Genomic DNA, 19,153 nt, shown 5'->3' with positions numbered 1-19,153 from the left:
CTAGCCTTGAGCGCACTCGATCATGTTACTAATAATGAATAACCGTTTCTCTATCATTGTATGAGTAAGTTAACACTGAGGATGGCTTGTGTCTGAGAATATAAAAGAGCCGCTGTTTAATTTATTACACAGCATGAAGCGTTCGTTACGCCAGGCAATGGATAGTAATGATTTAGGCATCACACCGCTACATATGCGGGTGCTTAAAATAATATCGTTTAACAATAAGCAGGTGACTGCTAACGATATTGTTCAGAAAACCCTACTCGATAAAGCTCAGTTGGCGAGACTGATTAAAGAATTAATCAGCTTGGATTATGTGTTTAAGTTAGACAATCCGACAGATAAACGCAGCTATTTTTTAGGCATCAGCCCAAGTGGAAGCGAAGTGGTGAAACGGTTAACGGTTACCGAGGATCGTGTTAATGAGATAATGAAAACAGGCTTAACCGAACAAGAAATTGCTGATTTTGCGCGGTTAGCAAAACAAATGGCGCATAATTTAAATCATCAAGACTGACATCTCTGCAACCGCGGATAACCCATTTACAAAACAAAAGGCCACAATATTCATTGTGGCCTTTTTTGATCTACTGAGCTTGTGTCACAGATCCGTATTACTCGCCTTTACGCTTTTGCCATTTAAACAAAATTGAATAACGCCACATGCTTTTTATCACCACAAAACCGATCAGCGCAGAAATAATGGCTAATGCTAAGCAGCCAACCAAAAAAGGTGGACCGATAGTCGACACTGAGGCTTCAATCCACGCCCATGTGGCTTCAAATTGAAATGCTTGTGCTTTATGGCCAAGGATTTTAGTCCCTAACAAATACGCGCCATAAAACATAATGGGCATAGTTAATGGGTTCGTGATCCACACAAGAGCAACTGCGACGGGTAAGTTAACATTAAATAAAATGGCAAAACCGGCTGCCACGACCATTTGAAATGGCATGGGGATCCAAGCCACAAACAAGCCTACAGCAAACGCACCAGGTGCTGATTTTCGGTTTAGAGCCCATAAATTTGGCTTGTGTAATAATTTGCCAAACATCCGTAAATACTTATGTTCACGGAGTGTTTCTGGTTTTGGCATAAACCTTTGTATTAATTTTTTTGGCATATTCGTCGATTAATGTCTTAACTCATTCACTATGAATCGATTTATCTATGGCTTTTGTGCCTGTTCTTTATCAGCGATGTTATGGCCATCGCTGGCACCCATCTGGTGTTTGCCTATCTTGTGCTTACTGGTGTTGTTCTGCCTTAAAAAAGCGTCCTTTTTAGCAGGATGCTTTTTCGCCATTCTGTGGCTCAGTGCGTTTTTTCAATGTCTTTATTTGCACCAAAATGCTGAAAAACCCCAACAAATTCAATTTACGGCGCAGATAGTAACACTTGTTAGTCAAAACAGCGACTGGATAAGTTTCGATGTGCGGGTTATGCCACCACGACAAGACCGATCGTTATTTGAAGCCATAGCGTTCTCTAATGTGCAGCGATATTACCGATTAACTTGGCAAAAGCCAGCGAAAGTTGAGCCTGGGCAAATTTGGCAATTTAGTGCTCGAATGAAAGGGATCAGCAGTATTCAAAACCAAGGAGGGTTTAACCAGCAAAAGCACTTCATTAGTCAGCATATTGTGGCAAAGGGACGGGTTAAGCAGGCTGCATTAATCAGCAGTGATACATCGGTTAGACAATATATTATGGATAGGACACTGCCTATCCTACAGGGCTTATCCCAAGGTGATATTTTACAAGCCCTCATATTTGGCGATAAACGTGCGCTCGATGAAACTCGATGGCAACAACTTAGGCAAACAGGTGCAGGGCATTTGGTGGCGATATCTGGCTTGCATTTATCTGTGGTCTTTGGCCTGTTTTATGGTGTATTGCTGTTCTGTTCCGCTGTATTGCCTGCGTCGCAACATGGTGGGAAAGTGCAAGTTATTATGCTCGCAGCAGCGCTGATTACCTTGGGTTATGGCTACTTATCGGGGTTTGGCATTGCAACTCAACGTGCGTTATTGATGATGTTATTGTTAGTTGTCTTTAGTGTCATTAAGCAATTTAGCCACAGTTGGGACCGATTGCTATACGCGCTATTTTTTGTATTACTGTTAGATCCCGTTGCCACCTTAGGAGCTGGTCTGTGGTTATCATTTTTAGCACTCGCTATTATTTTACTTGCCGTAAAACCGCAATCGTCCACAGCGCCATCAGCTTCAATACGCGCAGAAGTTACTGTGATCAATATCTGGCAACGGCTATTCATCAAGTGCCGTGAAGTAGGGGGTTACTTGTTGAATGCGGTTAAGACGCTGTGGTCTATCCAATGGCGTTTAGCATTGGGATTAGGTGGATTGCAGGCCATTTTATTTGGGATGGTGACGCCGCACAGCATTTGGTTAAATTTATTGTTTGTCCCCTGGTTTAGTGTGGTGGTTATTCCATTGACCATGTTGAGCTTTTGCTTGTGGTTATTGAGTTCGACCTTGTTAACTAGTCTCGGTGTTGAACAACACGTGATTGAGAATATAGGCACAACAATACTCAGGTTGGCAGATGTCAGCTTAGTGCCGTTTGTTGAACTATTGCAGTTTAGCGACCATTTACCTTTAGCACTGTTGCCTATTACAGAGCAGGTGCTTGCTGCGGTGTTGTTTATGTTGATAGGCCTGACATTGGTCTATCTGCGGCCTCATATTGGTGTTGATAAACGCCTTATTCGTTATTGCTTAATGATAATGTGCCTGCCTGTAGGGGTTCACTTACTGAGCTCGTTACAACGGCGTGATGAGCCCCATCATCAGTTTAATGATGTGTGGCAAATGCATGTGTTAGATGTCGCCCAAGGCATGGCGATTGTGTTGCAGCAGGGCAAGCATGGTTTTATTTACGATGCTGGTGCCGCTTTTGGTGAGTTTAGTTATGCTGATAGAGCGATACTGCCCTTTTTGACTTCTAGAGGTATCACGGATATTGATTACATTATTGTTAGTCATGATGATAACGATCATGTCGGCGGATTAAGGGTATTATCCAATGCATTTCCTGCCAGCCAATTGATTGCTGATTTTGACTTAGCAGGGCACACCAATAAACCGTTGAGCCAACGGTGTCGTGATAATCTGGTTTGGCACGGTTTGGATGTGCATTTTATAGATAATCAATTGCTTAATGGCAATGATAATAATAACTCTTGCGTGATGAGTGTGACCGATGGCAATACACGTGTTTTATTTACTGGGGATATAGAATCTCCACGCGAGCAATCGTTACTGCAAACTCAAACGGATGTTGAAGCCGATATTTTACTGGTTCCTCATCATGGTAGCCGAACATCTTCTACTCCCGCCTTTATTGATGCGGTTCGCCCTGATCTTGCAATTGTGACGGCAGGCTTTGCTAATCAATATGGCTTTCCTAAAAATGATGTTATGGCGCGCTATCAACAGCGGCATATCCGCACATTACAAACCGGACACGAAGGTCAAATTAGTATCACGTTTACAAAAAATGACTACAGAATAGCCACTTATCGACAACATTTAGCGCCATTTTGGTATAACCATTTGTTTAAATTTGGTGAGTCACTTAAAGCAGAGTAGAATATACTTATGTTTGCTAGTTAAGTATTGGATTCAATGTCAGCATCAACTTCTAATGAAAAAAATGAAATGTGGATCGTTTTTAAGCGCCTAATGACTTATGTCGCGCCAATGAAAACCATGTTTATTATGGCCGTGCTTGCGCTCCTCACCTATGGTGCAGTCGACGCCGCTTTTATTGCCTTTATTAAACCGTTTATTGACGAAGGTTTTAGCCAAACGCCAACTGTCGTAGCTGGGGTCGATGTGCCTACGCACGGTGGGTTTAATGCCGATAACGACATTATGTTTATGGCGCCGATTGTGGTGATTTTAATGTTCACGTTGCGCGGGGTGGCTAACTTTGTGTCTACCTATTGTGTGTCATTTATCAGTGCACAACTGATTATGGATATGCGTCAGCAAGTGTTTGAGCATTATTTACGGTTACCAGTAAGTTACATTGACCGTGAAAATAGTGGTAATTTAATCTCTCGCGTGACCTTTGATACAGAACAAATAGCTAGAGCATCTGGCAGCGCGCTTATTTCTATCGTGCGCGACAGCATGACTGCAGTGGGTATGCTGGCGATTATGTTTTATTACTCGTGGAAACTGTCACTGTGTATTTTAGTGATAGGACCCATTATCGGTATCGTGATAAGCGTGGTTAGTCGCCGCTTTCGTAAAGTCTCTAAGCAAATTCAATCAGCGATGGGCGGTGTTACCGCAACCACTGAGCAAATGATTAAAGGCCATAAAAACGTGTTGGTGTTCGGTGGTCAGAAAACAGAAGTAGACCGTTTTTTTCAGGTGAATGATCGTAACCGTTATCAAAATATGAAACTCGCCGTCGCTCAGGCGGTGAGTCAGCCATTGATTATGGTGATAGGGTCGTTTGCACTGGCATTTGTATTGTATGCCGCCACATGGGACAGCATGAAAACTGATTTAACCGCAGGTACGTTTGCGGCTATTTTAGGTGCCATGCTTGCTATGTTACAGCCGATTAAAAACTTAACCCGTGTTAATGCTGAGTTTCAGCGCGGTATTGCCGCGTGTACCACAGTATTTGAATTATTAGACACCGCGCCTGAACCCGATAATGGCCCGTTTTCTATTGAGCGAGTTAAAGGGAAGTTGCGTTTTGACAATGTGACTTTTGCTTATCCAGAACAAGCAAAACCGGCACTTAATGGGATTAGCTTTGAAGTTCAGCCAGGTAAAACAGTGGCGTTAGTTGGCCGTTCTGGCTCTGGTAAATCTACCATTGCCAGTTTGATCACCCGTTTTTATGGTGGCTTGAGTGAGGGTGATATCACCCTCGATGACACCAGCATTTATGACTATCAGCTCAAGTCTTTGCGTAACCAAGTGGCACTTGTGTCGCAGCAAGTGACGTTATTTAATGACACCATTGCGAACAATATTGCTTACGCCTACCCAGGTGAAGTGACGCGCGAACAAATCGAACGCGCAGCTGAGCTTGCTTATGCCATGGAGTTCATTAGCACTTTACCGGATGGGCTGGATACACAAGTAGGCGAAAATGGCGTGCTATTATCTGGTGGTCAACGTCAACGTATCGCCATTGCTCGAGCCATGCTTCGTGACGCGCCAGTGCTGATTTTAGATGAAGCAACCTCAGCGTTAGACACCGAATCTGAAAAAGCCATCCAAAAAGGCTTAGATAATTTGCGTCACAATCGTACTTCAATTGTCATTGCCCACCGTTTATCGACGATTGAAAGTGCCGATGAGATTTTGGTCATTGATCAAGGGCAAATTGTGGAGCGCGGTAATCACAGTGAGCTGATATCCCATGCGGGTATTTACGCGAATTTATACAAGATGCAGTTTAGTCAGTAAGGGTTCGGTGGAATGCAGCAATTAATCCATCGTATCTGGTACCACAATCATTGGGCTAAATGGTTATTCTTGCCACTGTCCTGGTTGTTTGGTGTGATATCCATGTTAAGACGAACTTTGTTCAGTCTGGGTATTCAGCACGCTACCACATTACCTGTGCCTGTCATTGTGGTGGGCAATATCACCGCTGGTGGCAGTGGTAAAACACCTACCGTGATCTACTTGATTGAATTGCTGCGTAAGCAAGGCTACACCCCAGGCGTGATTAGCCGTGGATATGGCGTAGAAATACCAGGTTGCTTAGCGGTTAATGCGGGGGCTAAAGCCACTGAGGTGGGTGATGAACCGGCCATGATAGTCGCTCGAACTCAGGTGCCTATGGTAGTGGGCGCGAAACGTGTCGATGCTGCCAATATGTTGTTAGCCAATAATGATGTAGATGTGATTATTAGTGACGACGGCTTGCAACATTATGCGTTAGCACGAGATATTGAAATCGCCTTAGTCGATGGTGAACGTCGATATGGTAATCAATGTCTTATCCCAGCAGGCCCGCTACGCGAAGGGCTTTGGCGTTTAAACAGTGTTGATTTTGTGATCAACAATGGCGGCCCAGTACAACAAAATGAAGTGTTAATGAGTTTAACGCCAGCACCGCTTATTCAAGTGAGTCAACCCGATAGTGTGCCACTGTCCATATCGCAAGACGTGGTTGCCATGGCGGCTATTGGTAATCCACAACGTTTTTTTAATACACTGACACAATTAGGCTATAACCTAGCCAAAACCGTTGAGTTTACCGACCATCAAGCTTTTTCGGCGACAGAGTTACATACCTTGTCGCGCGAACACCCATTAGTGATGACTGAAAAAGATGCGGTTAAATGTCGCGATTTTGCTGAAAGTCACTGGTGGTATTTACCGGTAAATGCGAAACTTACCCCAGAATTTGATCACGCATTGTTGAGCCAATTACAGCAAGTGGCTCAAACTAAAAAAGGACTGTCTCATGGCATTTGATAAAAAACTACTCGAAATTGTGGCTTGCCCAGTATGTAAAGGTAAGTTGGAATACGACAAAACAGCACAACAATTGATCTGTAAGTTTGATAAGTTAGCTTACCCTATTACAGAAGGTATCCCGGTGCTATTAGAAAACCGTGCGACACCTTGGGTTGCTGAATAAACCGTAAACACGTAAACCGTGATATGGTGCTTTAAACGTCCTTCGGGGCGTTTTTTTATGCCCGTGTTTCAAACTTGACTGAATTCGACAACGGATGTTATCGGTGTATTTAGAATGTTAACACGCTATAAGGAAAGTGAAGCTAAAACGCTAAAAGCATATCTAATAACAAGAAAAACCATTGGTTTAATTGAACTTATTATCAGTGAGGCAGATAATTTACCTATCAGTAATACACGTGTTTTTGACTAGGTAGTCTTATGGCTGAACATGAAGGTTTTCAACAATTAGTTGCTGAAGTCATTCGTGAACATCGCGGTGAGCGAGTGGTCTCGTTTGAGTTTGAAGGCAAACGTTATTGGCTTAAGCAAGTGGAGAAACTGGCAGGCGCGATGCGTTTGCTTAAACAAAATTCAACACTCGCATTACACAAAGAAATAAACGTACTCACTGAGTTGGCTAAGCATGGCGCACCAGTGCCAGCGGTGGTTGAAGTCGGTGATGGTTATATGGTGATTGAAGATGCGGGCGCAACGATTAAAGATTTGCTTGCCCATGATAAAGCAGCGCTCTTGCCCATTATTCTTAATGATGTCGCGATTGCCTTGGCAAGGTTGCACGCTATGCATTTTTCACACGGTCGTCCAGCTCTGCGTGACATCAGTTGGCAAGATGGCGAGGTCAAGTTCATTGATTTTGAAGCGCATCAACAGGACAAATCGATAGTATCGCAACAAGTGAGAGATTTGCTGGTGTTTATTCACAGCTTGTATCGTTATATTGGTCCTCGAAATGCGTTGATTTCTCACGCTATTGACGCTTATCGTGCCGCGGGTGGCGAATTAATATGGCAAAAAGCACAACAATTTTTAGCGTCTTGGCAATGGTTGTATTATTTTGCTTGGCCATTTCGTTATGCTGGTGGCAAAGATTTAAAACCCGTGTATTGGGTACTTTGGCATTTTAGGCAACAAGATAGATTGCCGTGCGAGACTAAAACAAAAAAAGCTTGCTGATGGGCAAGCTTTTTTGTTTTATACCGCTATTGAGATTCAGTTTGGGTATGTACTGTTGTTGCTTAGTGTTATTGATCAGTAAGCTTTTTTAACGCTAGTTATTCAGTGCCATTGATTAATTGACTGTCATTAATTGTAAGTCACAGATAGATCGTCAGTTATTGCACGTCAGCTTTTGGGCTGAGATCTTCATACAAGGTGTCTATCCATTTTTCTGCTGAGATAAACTGCCATCCCCAATTTTTATACTCTTTGGGTACGCCTTGTTGTTTGATTTTAGCCAGGTCGTGACCCATTTCAATTTCGCCGCGCATCCAATTAATACAATCATCAAGCATATGCTTAAATTTCAATAATTCGTTACGGGTTGCTAGTTCACCATGGCCTGGGATCACCTGCACCTTATTATCGAGTTTGTCTAAAATTGCGCTGACATTGTCACGATACCCTATTACGGAACCGCCACCTTTTAGGTCTATGTAAGGAAAGCGGTCTTTAAAATACAAGTCGCCCATGTGGATAATGTTGGCTTTTTGCCACATGACGACACTGTCACCATCGGTATGGCCTGGACCCAGGTGGATCACTTCTAGGGTATCTTGATTAAAATGAATCGAGATGTTTTCAGCAAAGGTAATGACCGGTAAGGCTGATTTTGGGGTTTTGCTGTCTTCACTTAATCGTTTTAATACATTGTGGTGGGCTAAAATGGTACCCGTGGCACCAAAGTGTGCATTACCACCGGTATGATCGCCATGGTAATGAGTATTAACAATGTATTTAGGCACTCCAGCTTGTATCTCATTTAATGAGGCTGATATTTTATCGGCTAATGGCGCGAACTGATCATCAATAATCAAAATACCGTCGCTACCCGCTGATACGCCAATGTTGCCGCCAGCACCCATAAACATATAGGTATTGTCATTGAGCTTTTTTGAGGTGATGTTGACATCGCTCATGCTGTCATCGGCTATTGCACTGCTACTGATCGCCAATAAGGCCAATGTGCTAAGTTTAATCATCTTTGTTTGAAATCTCTGTTTCATTTTTGTCCCTTTATTTGTGCTGGATAACTGGTAATCAACTACATTAATACTGATGCTCTGGCCTGTTTGATCACTTTTAGGTTACAAACTTGTTATTAAATATCTTATCGGGTCCAAGGTAACAGCTTTTGAGCAAAATTGTTGGCTAAACCCAATCGAATCGCAGACTTATGGCGAACTAAGTATAGTGCTTGATAACACAAAGGCACTAAATACAAGCTGGTGACAGTGGAGAAGGTGAGTCCGCCGATAATGGCAATGGCCATTGGTGAATAGGGTGGGCCGCCGCCACCGATTTGGGTGTCGCCCATGGCTAATGGTACTAAGCCGAGCACGGTTGTGGCTACCGTCATTAATACCGGACGTAAACGGGTAATACACACGCTAATAATGGTATCGCTCAGTTTATCTAAATCCGGTGTCATTTGATTAATTTGATCCACCAATACAATACCGTTATTGACCACAATACCCATTAAAATCAAGATACCAATCATGGCCATGACCGACATGGGTGTGCCCGTTAACCACAAAGCCCAAAATACCCCAGTAATGGAAAACATTATCGAGGTGATAATGGCGGTGGGTAGCAATAATGATTCAAACAATGCTGCCATGACGATATAAATCATCGCGATAGCTAAAATCATGTTCACTGCCATGATAGATTGGTCTTCATCTTGACGTTCAAAACCACCACGTAGCGAGTAGCCATATCCGTAAGGAAAATTCACCGAATCCATGACTTGGGTGATTTTCTCTTGTGCTTCTTCTGTGGTGAAGTCATCTAGGTTTGCGCCAATCGACAACGCAGTTTGGCGATTAAAGTGTTTAATGGTGTCAAAGCGTGGCACTACCGTGGCTGTGGCTAAACTGTCGAGCGTGTAAACACGGTCACCCTGGCGAATAATCGGCAATTGTTTGAGTTTTTCAAGCGAGTTTTGCCAGCTTTTATCATAAGCCAGCTCAATACGAAGCTCACCGCTTGGATCATGCCTAAATGAACGTAAAGGTGACCCTCTAAGGGCGATAGCAATGTTAGAGGCGATATCGCTTAAGGTCAGATCAAGCCTTGCAGCCATTTCACGATCAATCACCACAACCACTTCCTGTTGGGCGCCGTTGACTTCTGAGCGCACATCAACAAGACCTTCAATGTTACTCAATAACGGCAAGACTTGTTCACTGAGGCGAATGAGCTCGGTGGTAGAGCGACCTGTTAATGTGACCCGTATTCCGCTATTTTCATTGCCCCATCCAAACTGAGGTGTGGCAATAGAGAATTTAGGGAACCCTTCGCGGATCATCTTTTTCAACTCGCTCATTTCAATAGGAATATCTTTTTTTAGCAAAATGGTTGATTGCGCATCTTGTGGCGCGTAATAACTGTATACCGCGTCGATATAAAAGGTGTCTTTGTTGCTGTAGAGGTAATCCTCCATGCGATTAATCATCGCTTCGGTCACAGCCAAATTATGCCGACCTTCTAATTGATAGTTAATGTATAAGCGGTCATTGCCTTCGCCATCACCTTGGTCTTGTTGCACTAAACTTAATGGTAGGGCAGTTGATACGAGTAGCGCGATAGCAATCACTCCAGAACGTTTAGGGCGGGTTAATATCCAGGTTAAGCTGCGTTGATAAAACAGCCCTAAACGGTTGTGGTCATTAACGGGTTCTACCTCAAAGTGAAAACGATTAAGCATCAGTGGAATAAGCGTTTTAGCCACTAATAAAGAGGCCGCTAACGAGATACAAATAGCCACGGCGACGTGTTCTAAAAAGATGGTCAGCTGGACTTTAACGCCAAAAATATTGGGTAAAAATACGATTGCAGTAGTGAGTGTGCCCGCCAATATCGCCAGTGAGACTTTTTCAACGCCTGTTAATACTGCCAGCTGATTGGCTTTTATTTGGCAGGTATCATCGATATGTGCGGCTTGCTTTTCTTGCAGCACACTTTCAGTGACTACCACGGCATTATCAATCAGCATACCGACGGCTAATAACAGGCCCATCATGGATAAGATATTCAGGCTGTAGCCTAAAAAATACATTCCGGCCAGGGTCATGCATAACGAAATCGGCACAGATGACACCACGACTAAAGTCATTTTGAGATTGCGTAAAAACAAATACAACACCCCAAATGATAATACAGCGCCCATTAAACCAGACAGCAATAAATCCTTAAGAGATGATTTAACGCCGTAAGCCTGGTCTTCCATGATAAACAGTTTAATGCCATTAAATTGCTGGTCTTGTTTAACCTGTTCGATGACCTTAAGTACCCGATCAGACACTTCAACCAAGTTAGCACCGGACTCTTTAAATACATCAATCCCCACCGCATACTTTTGATCTAAATGGCGGCCTTCTACTTTCTCTGGTAAAGCGTAACTGACCGTTGCGATGTCTTGTAAATGAACGCCAGGTACAATCACCAGCGCATTGATGTCGTCTAGGCTGGTAAATTCTCCTTTTGGCGTCACCTGATACACCTGTGAATTGGTGCGAATGGTTCCAGCACTAATAACAAAGTTTTCGGATAATAAGCGGGTGCGTAAATCGAGGCTGTTGATCTCAGACGATGCGAGCTTGTCGGCATTTAATCTAATTTCAATTTGTTTTTGTTCTACACCATACAGGGTGACTTTAGATACCCCATCGACGCGCTCGAGTGGTTTACGTAACTGTTTATCGAGTAAATCAAAAGCATTTGATAGCTCACGTTCACTTGATATTCGGATAGTCAGCACTGGCATGTCGGCCGTCGAAAACTGCTGGATCATGACTCGCTCGACATCGGTCGGCAGTAAGTGACGCACTGAATCGATTTTTTCACGCGCTTCTAAGCTTTTAGTGGCAACGTCTTCACCCCATTTCATATTAAGCTGAATAAAAGCGCCATCTTGGGTTGAGTCAGAGCGCACTTCTTCAATGCCGCTCATGGTAGCGAGCGACTCCTCTAACACTTTGGTGATGTCACGCTCAACTTCAGCTGGGCTAGAGCCTTTGTAAGGCACATTAACCATAATTTGCGGAATATCGATGCCAGGAAACATCTCTAACGGCAGCATGCGGCTCGCGGCCATGCCAAAGAGCATTATGGCCAAGAAAAACATGCTGGTGGTGACCGGACGCTTTATCGCTAATTGAGTGATATTCATGCTGGTGTCTCCGCATTATTTATCGCTGCGTCATTAGTCGCGTATTGCTTACGGTCAAATAGGGCATAAAGCGCTGGAATAACCAGTAATGTCAGTAATGTTGACATGCTTAAGCCAAAGATGACGGTAATGGCCATGGGGGCACGCACTTCACTGCCATCGCCCATGCCAATCGCCATGGGCAATAACCCGAGTGTGGTGGTGAGGGTTGTCATCATAATCGGGCGTAAACGCGATTGCGCAGCGTCATTAATGGCGCTGATTTTATCCTGGCCTTCACGGCGCAGCTGGTTAATACGGTCAACCAATACAATGGCATTATTCACTACAATCCCTGCCAGCATAATAAGCCCAATAAACACCACTACACTTAAGTGTGTCCCGGTGATAAATAATCCGACAATACTGCCAGCAACGGCCATTGGCACCGCAATCAGAATCAACAATGGATGCAATAGTGATTCAAACTGGCTTGCCATTACTAAGTAAACCAGAAAGATGGCCAACACTAAGGCGATTTTAAGCGAGTCAAATGAGTGTTCCATCTCTTCGTTCTGGCCACCAAAACGTGCCTGGATAGAACTGGGCAGTTGCTGTTTAGCCAGTATCTGTTGCGCTTCAAGCACTGCTTCACTTAAATCCCCGTAAGCTAAGTTTGATGACACAATCGCCACCCGTTGTTGGCTTATACGGTTAATGGCTGAGGGGCCAATTTGCAGATGCACTGCGGCAATCGCACTGAGCGGGATAGGCTGCTTGCTATTAGGGTTAATAATTAATGATTCTATGTCGCTTATTTGATCGCGTTCCGCTAATTCGCTGCGCACTAAAATGTCGACTTTACGATCTCTAACCGTAAATTGACTGGCAATAGTGCCACCAACACGCTGCGCGATACGATTGGCGACCGTTGGTGCATCCATACCGAGTGCCGCTAAACGTTCATGATCAAAGCGAATGCTGATTTCAGGTTGGCCATCTCGCAATGTGGTGTTGATGTCGCTAAAGCGGTCATTTTCACCTAAGGCTTTCACTAGCTGATCAGCACTTTGCTTAAGTAAACTTAAATCATAGCCCGAAAGCTCAATTTCTAACGGGGTTTTAAAACTAAACAGTTCAGGGTGCTCTATTTGCGCTTCAAGCTCAGGAATATTACGGGCGGTTTTGCGTAGCACCTGACTGACCGCATTAAAGGCTAAATGGTCGGCTAATACTACTTGTAAACGGCCCCAGTTCTCACCGCCACGTGCAGTGTCTGATGTCATTAAACCACCGCTACCAGCCTGGCTATAGGCGTGTTTTACATCATCGCGGTCTTTAATCGATAAGGCCAGTTGTTGCAAAACCGCATCAGTCTCGCTGACTTCGGTGCCGGGCGGCAATAATATTTCTACATAGAACTCGCCCTGGTTCATGGGCGGAATAAGCTCCATACCGAGCCTAGGCAACAAGCTGCTCGATGCCAAGGTCATTACCAGCGCGATAACAACCGTGAGGACTTGATGACGCAGCGCATGGTGTAAAATACGGTAATAAAATGATTCAACAAGGCGATAAACAGCATTAAAAGCGGCGCAAAGGGGCGTTAATATTAATCCCAATACACTGCTGACGAACCGACTGATAACAATAATCGCGGTGAGTAATCCTGCGGGTAAATAGCTGAATAATAATGTAAATGGAAATTTTACTATCGCCAAGAGGTAATATCCAATTTTGCCTTTAACGCTAGTGGGTTTGGCAACTTTTGGCGTTTCGACCGGCTCTGGCAGGCTGGTAAATCCTTGGCGAGATGCCAACATCGGGATGGCGGTTAGCGCAACAAATAATGAAGCCAATAACGCAAAGGTGACGGTTAATGCCTGGTCTGCAAATAATGCCCCGGCAATTCCGTCGACAAATACTAACGGTAAAAACACCGCTAACGTAGTTAATGTTGAGGCAAAAATAGCCCCCGCGACTTCTTTACAGCCGGTGACGGCAGCATCAACTTTGCTCATTCCGAGTGATTTATAGCGATCAATATTCTCGAGTACCACAATGGCGTTATCGACTAATAAACCGATAGCCAGCGCAATACCGCCAAGTGACATAATATTTAAGCTGATGTCGGCAAAATACATCATATTGAAGGTGGCAATGACCGAGAAGGGGATTGAGATGGAGATGATTAACGTGGCAATAATATCGCGTAAAAACAGATAAATAACCAACATGGCCAATAAGCTACCAAACAATGCTGCCGAGGTGACTTCATTGACAGCGCTTTCAATAAATTCTGATTGATCGTAGATGACTTTTAATTGATTTTTATTGCCTGCTAAATTGATTTTGGCCAGTTCATCTTGCAGCTTTTTAGCGACAGCAACCGTATTTGCGTCACCTTCTTTATAAATGGCGAGCTCAATCGACTCCATATCACCAATACGCGTGATGTCGCTACGCTCTTTATAGGCGTCTGATATGACTGCAATGTCAGACAGTCTCACCAAGGTTTGCTCGTTACGATAAACAATGACCTGGCCAAGTTCTGCTAATGAGTTGAATTGATTTAAGGTTCTGACTAGGTATTCTTTGTCACCTTGTATAACTTTACCGGCAGATAAATTGATGTTTTCTTCATTAATACGACGTTTAATTTGGTCAGCATTGAGGTTTAATTGACTGAGCTTTTGTTGATTTAGCTCAATATGCACTTCTTGCTCGAGTCCGCCCGATAACCTAACGGCGGCCACGCCCGATAACGCTTCAAGGCGACGCTTAAGTTCTTCATCGGCAAAGGTGCGCATTTGTTTAAGCTGCTCAGCATCAGCGTTGGGCACTGAAAATGCTAAGCGCATAATGGGATCAAGATTAGGGTTAAAGCGCAATAACAACGGTTTATTAATGTCTAATGGTAGCTCAATGGTGTCGATTTTTTCACGCACCTCTAGGCTTGCCATGTCCATATTTGTGCCCCATTCAAACTCGAGCACCACATCAGACATACCAGAGCGAGAAATCGAACTAATTTTACGCAAACCTTTTACCACACCGACCGCTTCTTCTATGGGTTTTGACACCAGTTGTTCAATCTCGACCGGTGCAGCGCCATCATATGCGGTACGAATAGTCACGCTAGGGTAGCTTAAGTCGGGCAGCAACTTTACTGCAAGGCGTGAAAATCCCACCATACCAAATAACATAACGGCAAGCATGAACATCCACACAGTCACCGGACGGTTAACTGAGGTATTTATCATTGACATGATCTTGCTCCGTTATCGAATGGCTGCAAAGCTAAGTGGGGTGATAATTTCTACCAGAGATTGGTCTTTGAGATTTTGCTGGCCGCGGATCACAATTTGTTCGCCTGCGCTAACGCCCGATACAATTTCAACGGTGTTGTTTTCACGGTAACCTAGGCTAACTTCACGGCGCTCTGCTTTAGTGTCGTTAATCACATACAAGGCTTGAGTATTGTCTTGGTTTATCAAGGCATTGTATGGCACGGTTAATACATTTTGATGGGTATCGTATTTAAGCTCGACGCGAGTAAACATGCCTGCTTTTAAGGTTGCATCTTGATTGGGTACCGCCAATGTCACTTTAAAGGTGCCGCTTTGGGCATCAACAATTGGACTTATCCGCAATACTTGTGCATCGATACTGCTGTCATTATTACTTTGATGTTGCTGCACTATGCTGGCATGTTGACCAATGCGTAAGCTGGCAAGTTGCTGCTCGGGTAAATGTAAAATTCCATGCAGTTGGTCTTGATTGACGACATAAAACAGCTCTTGAAACTCTTTAGCCATATTGCCGAGCTTAATGTGACGGGTAGCGATAACGCCATTGATAGGCGAGGTGATTTGGCTTTCTTTGACTTGAAGCTCAGCAAGATCGCGTTGTGCTTTTGCCGCCTGTAAGTTGAACTCGAGTTTAGCCATGGCATCCTGGCTAATAAACTCTTTATTGATCATTTTATTTAAACGATTTAATTCTTGCTCAATGATCTGTACTTCAGCTTCAGAGCGATTGAAATCGTAACGTTGACGCTTAGCATCAATCACTGCAAGCACTTGTCCTTTAGTGACTCTATCGCCTTCTTCAACATTTATCGCTTCAACAATTCCCGCTATGCGGCTCATCACATGCGACTCTTCTGGTGCTTCGAGTGTGGCGGTTGTGCTATAAAATGACGACACGTTACCCGTTTCAACCAATGCCGTTTCTACTGGGATAGCAAATTTCTCTTCTTCTTTTGCTTGCTCTGCTTCACCTGAGCATGCACTAAGGGCTGCAATGCAAAGTAGTGGGATTGCCATTTTTTTCATGCTGTTAAACCTATCCATGGGGTACCTGCCAGTGTTATATTTTTAATTGAGTGACGGTTAAGCATGATGCTATGCCTTTATTGGTAAACGTCACGTTATCATTTGTAACGAATGTTAATGCGTGTCGATATCCCAATAGAAAGCACATAGTGTGCCAATAATGTTAACTGTTATATAACAACGGTTTAGTTGTTTTCTGTGAGTAAGTTGGTAAAATTGACAATGTTACAATAGTGAAAAAGATTAACTTTTAATGAGATCCGTTAACCGACTGATTAACGAGTATTTGATTGGGTATATACACGGACATAATTACAACAAAAGGAAACGTGAATGAGAGTAACATGGTTAGTAGTGGCTGCATCTGTCAGCCTATTATCGGCTTGCAGTATGCTAATGAGTCAACAAACGGGCAAGCAATCTGTTTCAAGCAGTTTAATGGATTTTCTTTATCCTGAAAAAACAGATAAAGCCGCCCACAGTCCTGAAATCCCAGTGTTAAGTTTACCTGTTAATGTCGGGATTGCCTTTGTGCCTTCAAGTGGCTTGAACAGCGATGCCATTCATAATAAAGATCAGTATGAACTACTGGAAAAAGTCAAAGCAGCGTTTGTAAAATACGATTATATTGACCGAATTGAGGTTATTCCCAGCACGTATCTGGCTGGTGGTGAAGGCTTTACCACATTAGAACAAGTAGGGCGCTTATATAATGTCGATGTGATGGCATTAGTGTCTTATGATCAAGTGACTCAGTCGGTAGAGAATAACGCCGCATTGTTGTACTGGACGATTGTCGGAATGTACATTATTCCTGGAAATGAAAACACAGTGCAAACTTTTGTTGATACTGCAGTGTTTGATATTAAAAGCCGCAAAATGCTTTTTAGAGCACCAGGAATAAGTAAGCTCGAAAAACGCACTACTGCTGTCGGTATAGACGAAACATTGTCAGAAAAGTCGATGGAAGGATTTAATATCGCCGTGACGGATATGAGTCAAAACTTAGAAGATGAATTAGCGCGTTTTAAAACAAGGGTAAAAGAAGAGAAAATCGCTAAGGTCGAACACAAAACTAATTACAGCGGTGGCGCGATCGAACCTTTACTGCTGTTTTTAATGTGTCTCATTGCAATGATAGTGACATTGAACAGAAAGCGTAAACTCAATTAAAGCGATCGATGGTAACGATAATAACAAAAAAGCGCCTTTCGGCGCTTTTTTAGTTTGGTCAATCAGAAGATAAACACTTATCAATGTTTTAATAATTACGTGCTGACTCCCCAATGTATAACTTCAGCCAATAAGACCCTTAATGAAAGCAAATGGCGTGCGCAAGAAACACTATCGTTAGTTTTGGAGACATTAATTAAAATCATGTTACTAGCGATTGGTATTTAGCGTTCTTCTGTATCAAGGGTTGATCATACTCAGGGGCTGATTACACTTTTTGACCAGCACCAAAAATCATTACTTCCCTGAAATCATCACTCCAACAAGCCCTATTGAATTTCTGATTCTGGCTTGTTTTAGCGGGATGTAGCTTCACTAGATTTAATGCCCAACGCCTAAAATAGCCAGAATACTGGCACCATCCTCATCATACATTTTCTGCTTATCTTCTTGAAATAGTGTATCTAAAAGCCAATGCTGATTATTTTTCGTTTGCCTGTGAGCCCTAATCGCTGTACCAAAGGCTTCTGATGTCAGCACTGCACTGCTGACATAAAAATGCGTATCTATACTGGTTTTGTTACCCACTTTTCGATGACGCTCTACAGCGATTAATGTTTTTAATTGAGACCATTTCATCTTTATCTCAGCGGGTAAATTCAATGGACACTGAAACGTTATCCGTTTTTCAACTCGACCATGGCCTTTATCACCTTGCGTACAGCTTTGGCTGATTACCTTTGACTTGCAAAATACAATGCCCACCTTCTTTGACAATATAATCAAGTGTTTGTGTCTGGCAATGCAGCGTATCAAATGTCAGTAACTCAGACTTCAAATCAAGACACGTCAGCAATTCTTGAACGAGTTTGAGTTCACTCTTTTTGCTTGCACCTGATTTAGCGCTGAAGACTAAACTAGAGCCGGTATCATATGCAGTGACCATATGTAATGCAGTGCTTGAGGCTGATGCTTTAGCACCTTTAAGCACTTTCCCATTAATCCCAATTTTTTCATTACGCTAGCTATGGCGTAAACCCCAACCTTACAATTTAAATCTAATAAATCAGCCTGTATTCGACGTTTACCATACGTCGAGTGTGACTCAGAGAAAGTTTGCTCTATCAATTGTATCTGAGCTTGTTTTTCAACGCTTTTGGGGATCGGTTTGTAATAGAGACTACTGCAACTGATCTCGAATACTCGGGATAATTCACTCATTTTAAAGCCTGGGTTTGCTTTCTTTACTTCGCGCATCATTTTAAGTTTTGATTGTCTCGAATGAAGAAAGCTGCAGCCTTTTTTAAGATATCATTATCCCTCATGGCTTGTTTTAGTTGGGCTTCTAGAAGCTGTATTCTTCGTTGTTCTTCAGTTAATGCTTTGGTATTTTCCGGTGTTTTACCGGCTAATTCAGCCTGGTACTGCACTTTCCATCTAGACACCGCAGATTTACCTGCACCTGACATATCTTCAATTTGCTTGTTCGTGTAACCCTGTTCGACCATCAGCTTGGCATATTGTAATTTTTGAAGAGGGCTGACAGTGATTTTAGTTTTTCTAATCATAATAAATACCTTTAAGATTTTGCATATTTTAAGCTATAAATCTCTACAGTTTCATTAGACCATTACACTTGCCGGAGTGAAACTTAAAGACATCACGCGTCGCACCAATCGCTCAGAAGTGCTTGACCTAAAAGCCCAGCGGGGAACGCAGGAATTTCGAGTGATAAGGCGTTGGTTTGCAGAAGAAAAACGATTTTGCATCTGGCTAA

General features: G+C 43.1%; 13 protein-coding genes and 3 pseudogenes. 8 read left to right on the top strand and 8 right to left on the bottom strand.

Translation table 11 applies throughout. The features are described from left to right. The first annotated feature begins 88 nt into the window (after window positions 1–88). Window positions 89–520, top strand: coding sequence for a MarR family winged helix-turn-helix transcriptional regulator (locus ACROAE_RS16760; RefSeq protein ID WP_432403814.1), 432 nt, complete (start codon window positions 89–91; stop codon window positions 518–520). Between the two features lie 97 nt (window positions 521–617). On the opposite strand, the gene ACROAE_RS16755 is transcribed toward ACROAE_RS16760, so the two are convergent. Both ACROAE_RS16755 and ACROAE_RS16750 read right to left on the bottom strand, forming a co-directional pair. Next, on the bottom strand, window positions 618–1,127 hold the full coding sequence (locus tag ACROAE_RS16755) for a DUF2062 domain-containing protein (protein ID WP_160054206.1): 510 nt from the start codon (window positions 1,125–1,127) through the stop codon (window positions 618–620). Window positions 1,128–1,172: 45 nt separating this feature from the next. Further along, a complete protein-coding gene (locus ACROAE_RS16750; RefSeq protein ID WP_432403978.1) occupies window positions 1,173–1,310 on the bottom strand; it encodes a hypothetical protein in 138 nt (45 codons plus the stop codon). Between ACROAE_RS16750 and ACROAE_RS16745 the strand changes: the two genes are divergently transcribed. The 5 genes from ACROAE_RS16745 (at window position 1,258) to ACROAE_RS16725 (ending at window position 7,668) form a co-directional block, all read left to right on the top strand. Further along, complete coding sequence (locus tag ACROAE_RS16745) at window positions 1,258–3,618, top strand: DNA internalization-related competence protein ComEC/Rec2 (RefSeq protein WP_432403969.1); 2,361 nt, start codon at window positions 1,258–1,260, stop codon at window positions 3,616–3,618. The genes ACROAE_RS16750 and ACROAE_RS16745 overlap by 53 nt on opposite strands. A gap of 36 nt (window positions 3,619–3,654) precedes the next feature. Next, window positions 3,655–5,466, top strand: coding sequence for a lipid A export permease/ATP-binding protein MsbA (msbA, locus tag ACROAE_RS16740; RefSeq protein ID WP_432403812.1), 1,812 nt, complete (start codon window positions 3,655–3,657; stop codon window positions 5,464–5,466). 12 nt (window positions 5,467–5,478) lie between these two features. Continuing rightward, a complete protein-coding gene (gene lpxK, locus ACROAE_RS16735) occupies window positions 5,479–6,486 on the top strand; it encodes a tetraacyldisaccharide 4'-kinase (protein ID WP_432403810.1) in 1,008 nt (335 codons plus the stop codon). Further along, window positions 6,476–6,652, top strand: coding sequence for a Trm112 family protein (locus ACROAE_RS16730; RefSeq protein ID WP_160054202.1), 177 nt, complete (start codon window positions 6,476–6,478; stop codon window positions 6,650–6,652). The genes lpxK and ACROAE_RS16730 overlap by 11 nt, the downstream gene beginning before the upstream one ends. 260 nt (window positions 6,653–6,912) lie before the next feature. After that, window positions 6,913–7,668 carry a serine/threonine protein phosphatase gene (locus ACROAE_RS16725; protein WP_432403807.1) on the top strand — a complete coding sequence of 252 codons (756 nt, stop codon included), beginning with the start codon at window positions 6,913–6,915 and terminating at the stop codon, window positions 7,666–7,668. 158 nt (window positions 7,669–7,826) lie between these two features. Here ACROAE_RS16725 and ACROAE_RS16720 read toward each other — a convergent pair whose 3' ends face one another. From ACROAE_RS16720 to ACROAE_RS16705, 4 genes are all read right to left on the bottom strand, one after another. Further along, on the bottom strand, window positions 7,827–8,717 hold the full coding sequence (locus ACROAE_RS16720) for an MBL fold metallo-hydrolase (protein ID WP_432403805.1): 891 nt from the start codon (window positions 8,715–8,717) through the stop codon (window positions 7,827–7,829). Window positions 8,718–8,821: 104 nt separating this feature from the next. Next, the gene (locus ACROAE_RS16715) at window positions 8,822–11,887 is read right to left on the bottom strand and encodes an efflux RND transporter permease subunit (protein WP_432403802.1); all 3,066 of its coding nucleotides are present in this window, start codon (window positions 11,885–11,887) and stop codon (window positions 8,822–8,824) included. Continuing rightward, on the bottom strand, window positions 11,884–15,135 hold the full coding sequence (locus ACROAE_RS16710; RefSeq protein ID WP_432403800.1) for an efflux RND transporter permease subunit: 3,252 nt from the start codon (window positions 15,133–15,135) through the stop codon (window positions 11,884–11,886). The genes ACROAE_RS16715 and ACROAE_RS16710 overlap by 4 nt, the downstream gene beginning before the upstream one ends. Before the next feature lie 12 nt (window positions 15,136–15,147). Continuing rightward, the gene (locus ACROAE_RS16705) at window positions 15,148–16,221 is read right to left on the bottom strand and encodes an efflux RND transporter periplasmic adaptor subunit (RefSeq protein ID WP_432403798.1); all 1,074 of its coding nucleotides are present in this window, start codon (window positions 16,219–16,221) and stop codon (window positions 15,148–15,150) included. A gap of 315 nt (window positions 16,222–16,536) precedes the next feature. Here ACROAE_RS16705 and rhlP point away from each other — a divergent pair, with 315 nt between their 5' ends. Further along, window positions 16,537–17,376, top strand: a complete 840-nt coding sequence (rhlP, locus tag ACROAE_RS16700; RefSeq protein WP_432403796.1) for a rhombotarget lipoprotein — start codon at window positions 16,537–16,539, stop codon at window positions 17,374–17,376. Window positions 17,377–17,757: 381 nt separating this feature from the next. Here the strand turns inward: rhlP and ACROAE_RS16695 are convergent. Beyond that, window positions 17,758–18,367, bottom strand: a pseudogene (locus ACROAE_RS16695) (ISAs1 family transposase). Between the two features lie 8 nt (window positions 18,368–18,375). After that, window positions 18,376–18,944: pseudogene (locus ACROAE_RS16690) on the bottom strand (IS3 family transposase); the annotation flags it as partial. Between the two features lie 67 nt (window positions 18,945–19,011). Here ACROAE_RS16690 and ACROAE_RS16685 point away from each other — a divergent pair. Next, window positions 19,012–19,153: pseudogene (locus tag ACROAE_RS16685) on the top strand (IS4 family transposase); the annotation flags it as partial.

The sequence above is a fragment of the Shewanella sp. MF05960 genome (assembly GCF_050849305.1).
Classification (GTDB): domain Bacteria; phylum Pseudomonadota; class Gammaproteobacteria; order Enterobacterales; family Shewanellaceae; genus Shewanella.
The sequence above is the reverse complement of the archived record's forward strand: the minus strand, read 5'-3'. Positions and strand labels throughout refer to the sequence as shown.

Coding starts and splice junctions, on each gene's coding strand:
- ACROAE_RS16755 (WP_160054206.1), bottom strand. CDS start 1,127: ATGCCAAAAAAATTAATACAAAGGTTTATGCCAAAACCAGAAACACTC.
- ACROAE_RS16750 (WP_432403978.1), bottom strand. CDS start 1,310: ATGGCGAAAAAGCATCCTGCTAAAAAGGACGCTTTTTTAAGGCAGAAC.
- msbA (WP_432403812.1), top strand. CDS start 3,655: ATGTCAGCATCAACTTCTAATGAAAAAAATGAAATGTGGATCGTTTTT.
- lpxK (WP_432403810.1), top strand. CDS start 5,479: ATGCAGCAATTAATCCATCGTATCTGGTACCACAATCATTGGGCTAAA.
- ACROAE_RS16730 (WP_160054202.1), top strand. CDS start 6,476: ATGGCATTTGATAAAAAACTACTCGAAATTGTGGCTTGCCCAGTATGT.
- ACROAE_RS16725 (WP_432403807.1), top strand. CDS start 6,913: ATGGCTGAACATGAAGGTTTTCAACAATTAGTTGCTGAAGTCATTCGT.
- ACROAE_RS16720 (WP_432403805.1), bottom strand. CDS start 8,717: ATGAAACAGAGATTTCAAACAAAGATGATTAAACTTAGCACATTGGCC.
- ACROAE_RS16715 (WP_432403802.1), bottom strand. CDS start 11,887: ATGAATATCACTCAATTAGCGATAAAGCGTCCGGTCACCACCAGCATG.
- ACROAE_RS16710 (WP_432403800.1), bottom strand. CDS start 15,135: ATGTCAATGATAAATACCTCAGTTAACCGTCCGGTGACTGTGTGGATG.
- ACROAE_RS16705 (WP_432403798.1), bottom strand. CDS start 16,221: ATGGATAGGTTTAACAGCATGAAAAAAATGGCAATCCCACTACTTTGC.
- rhlP (WP_432403796.1), top strand. CDS start 16,537: ATGAGAGTAACATGGTTAGTAGTGGCTGCATCTGTCAGCCTATTATCG.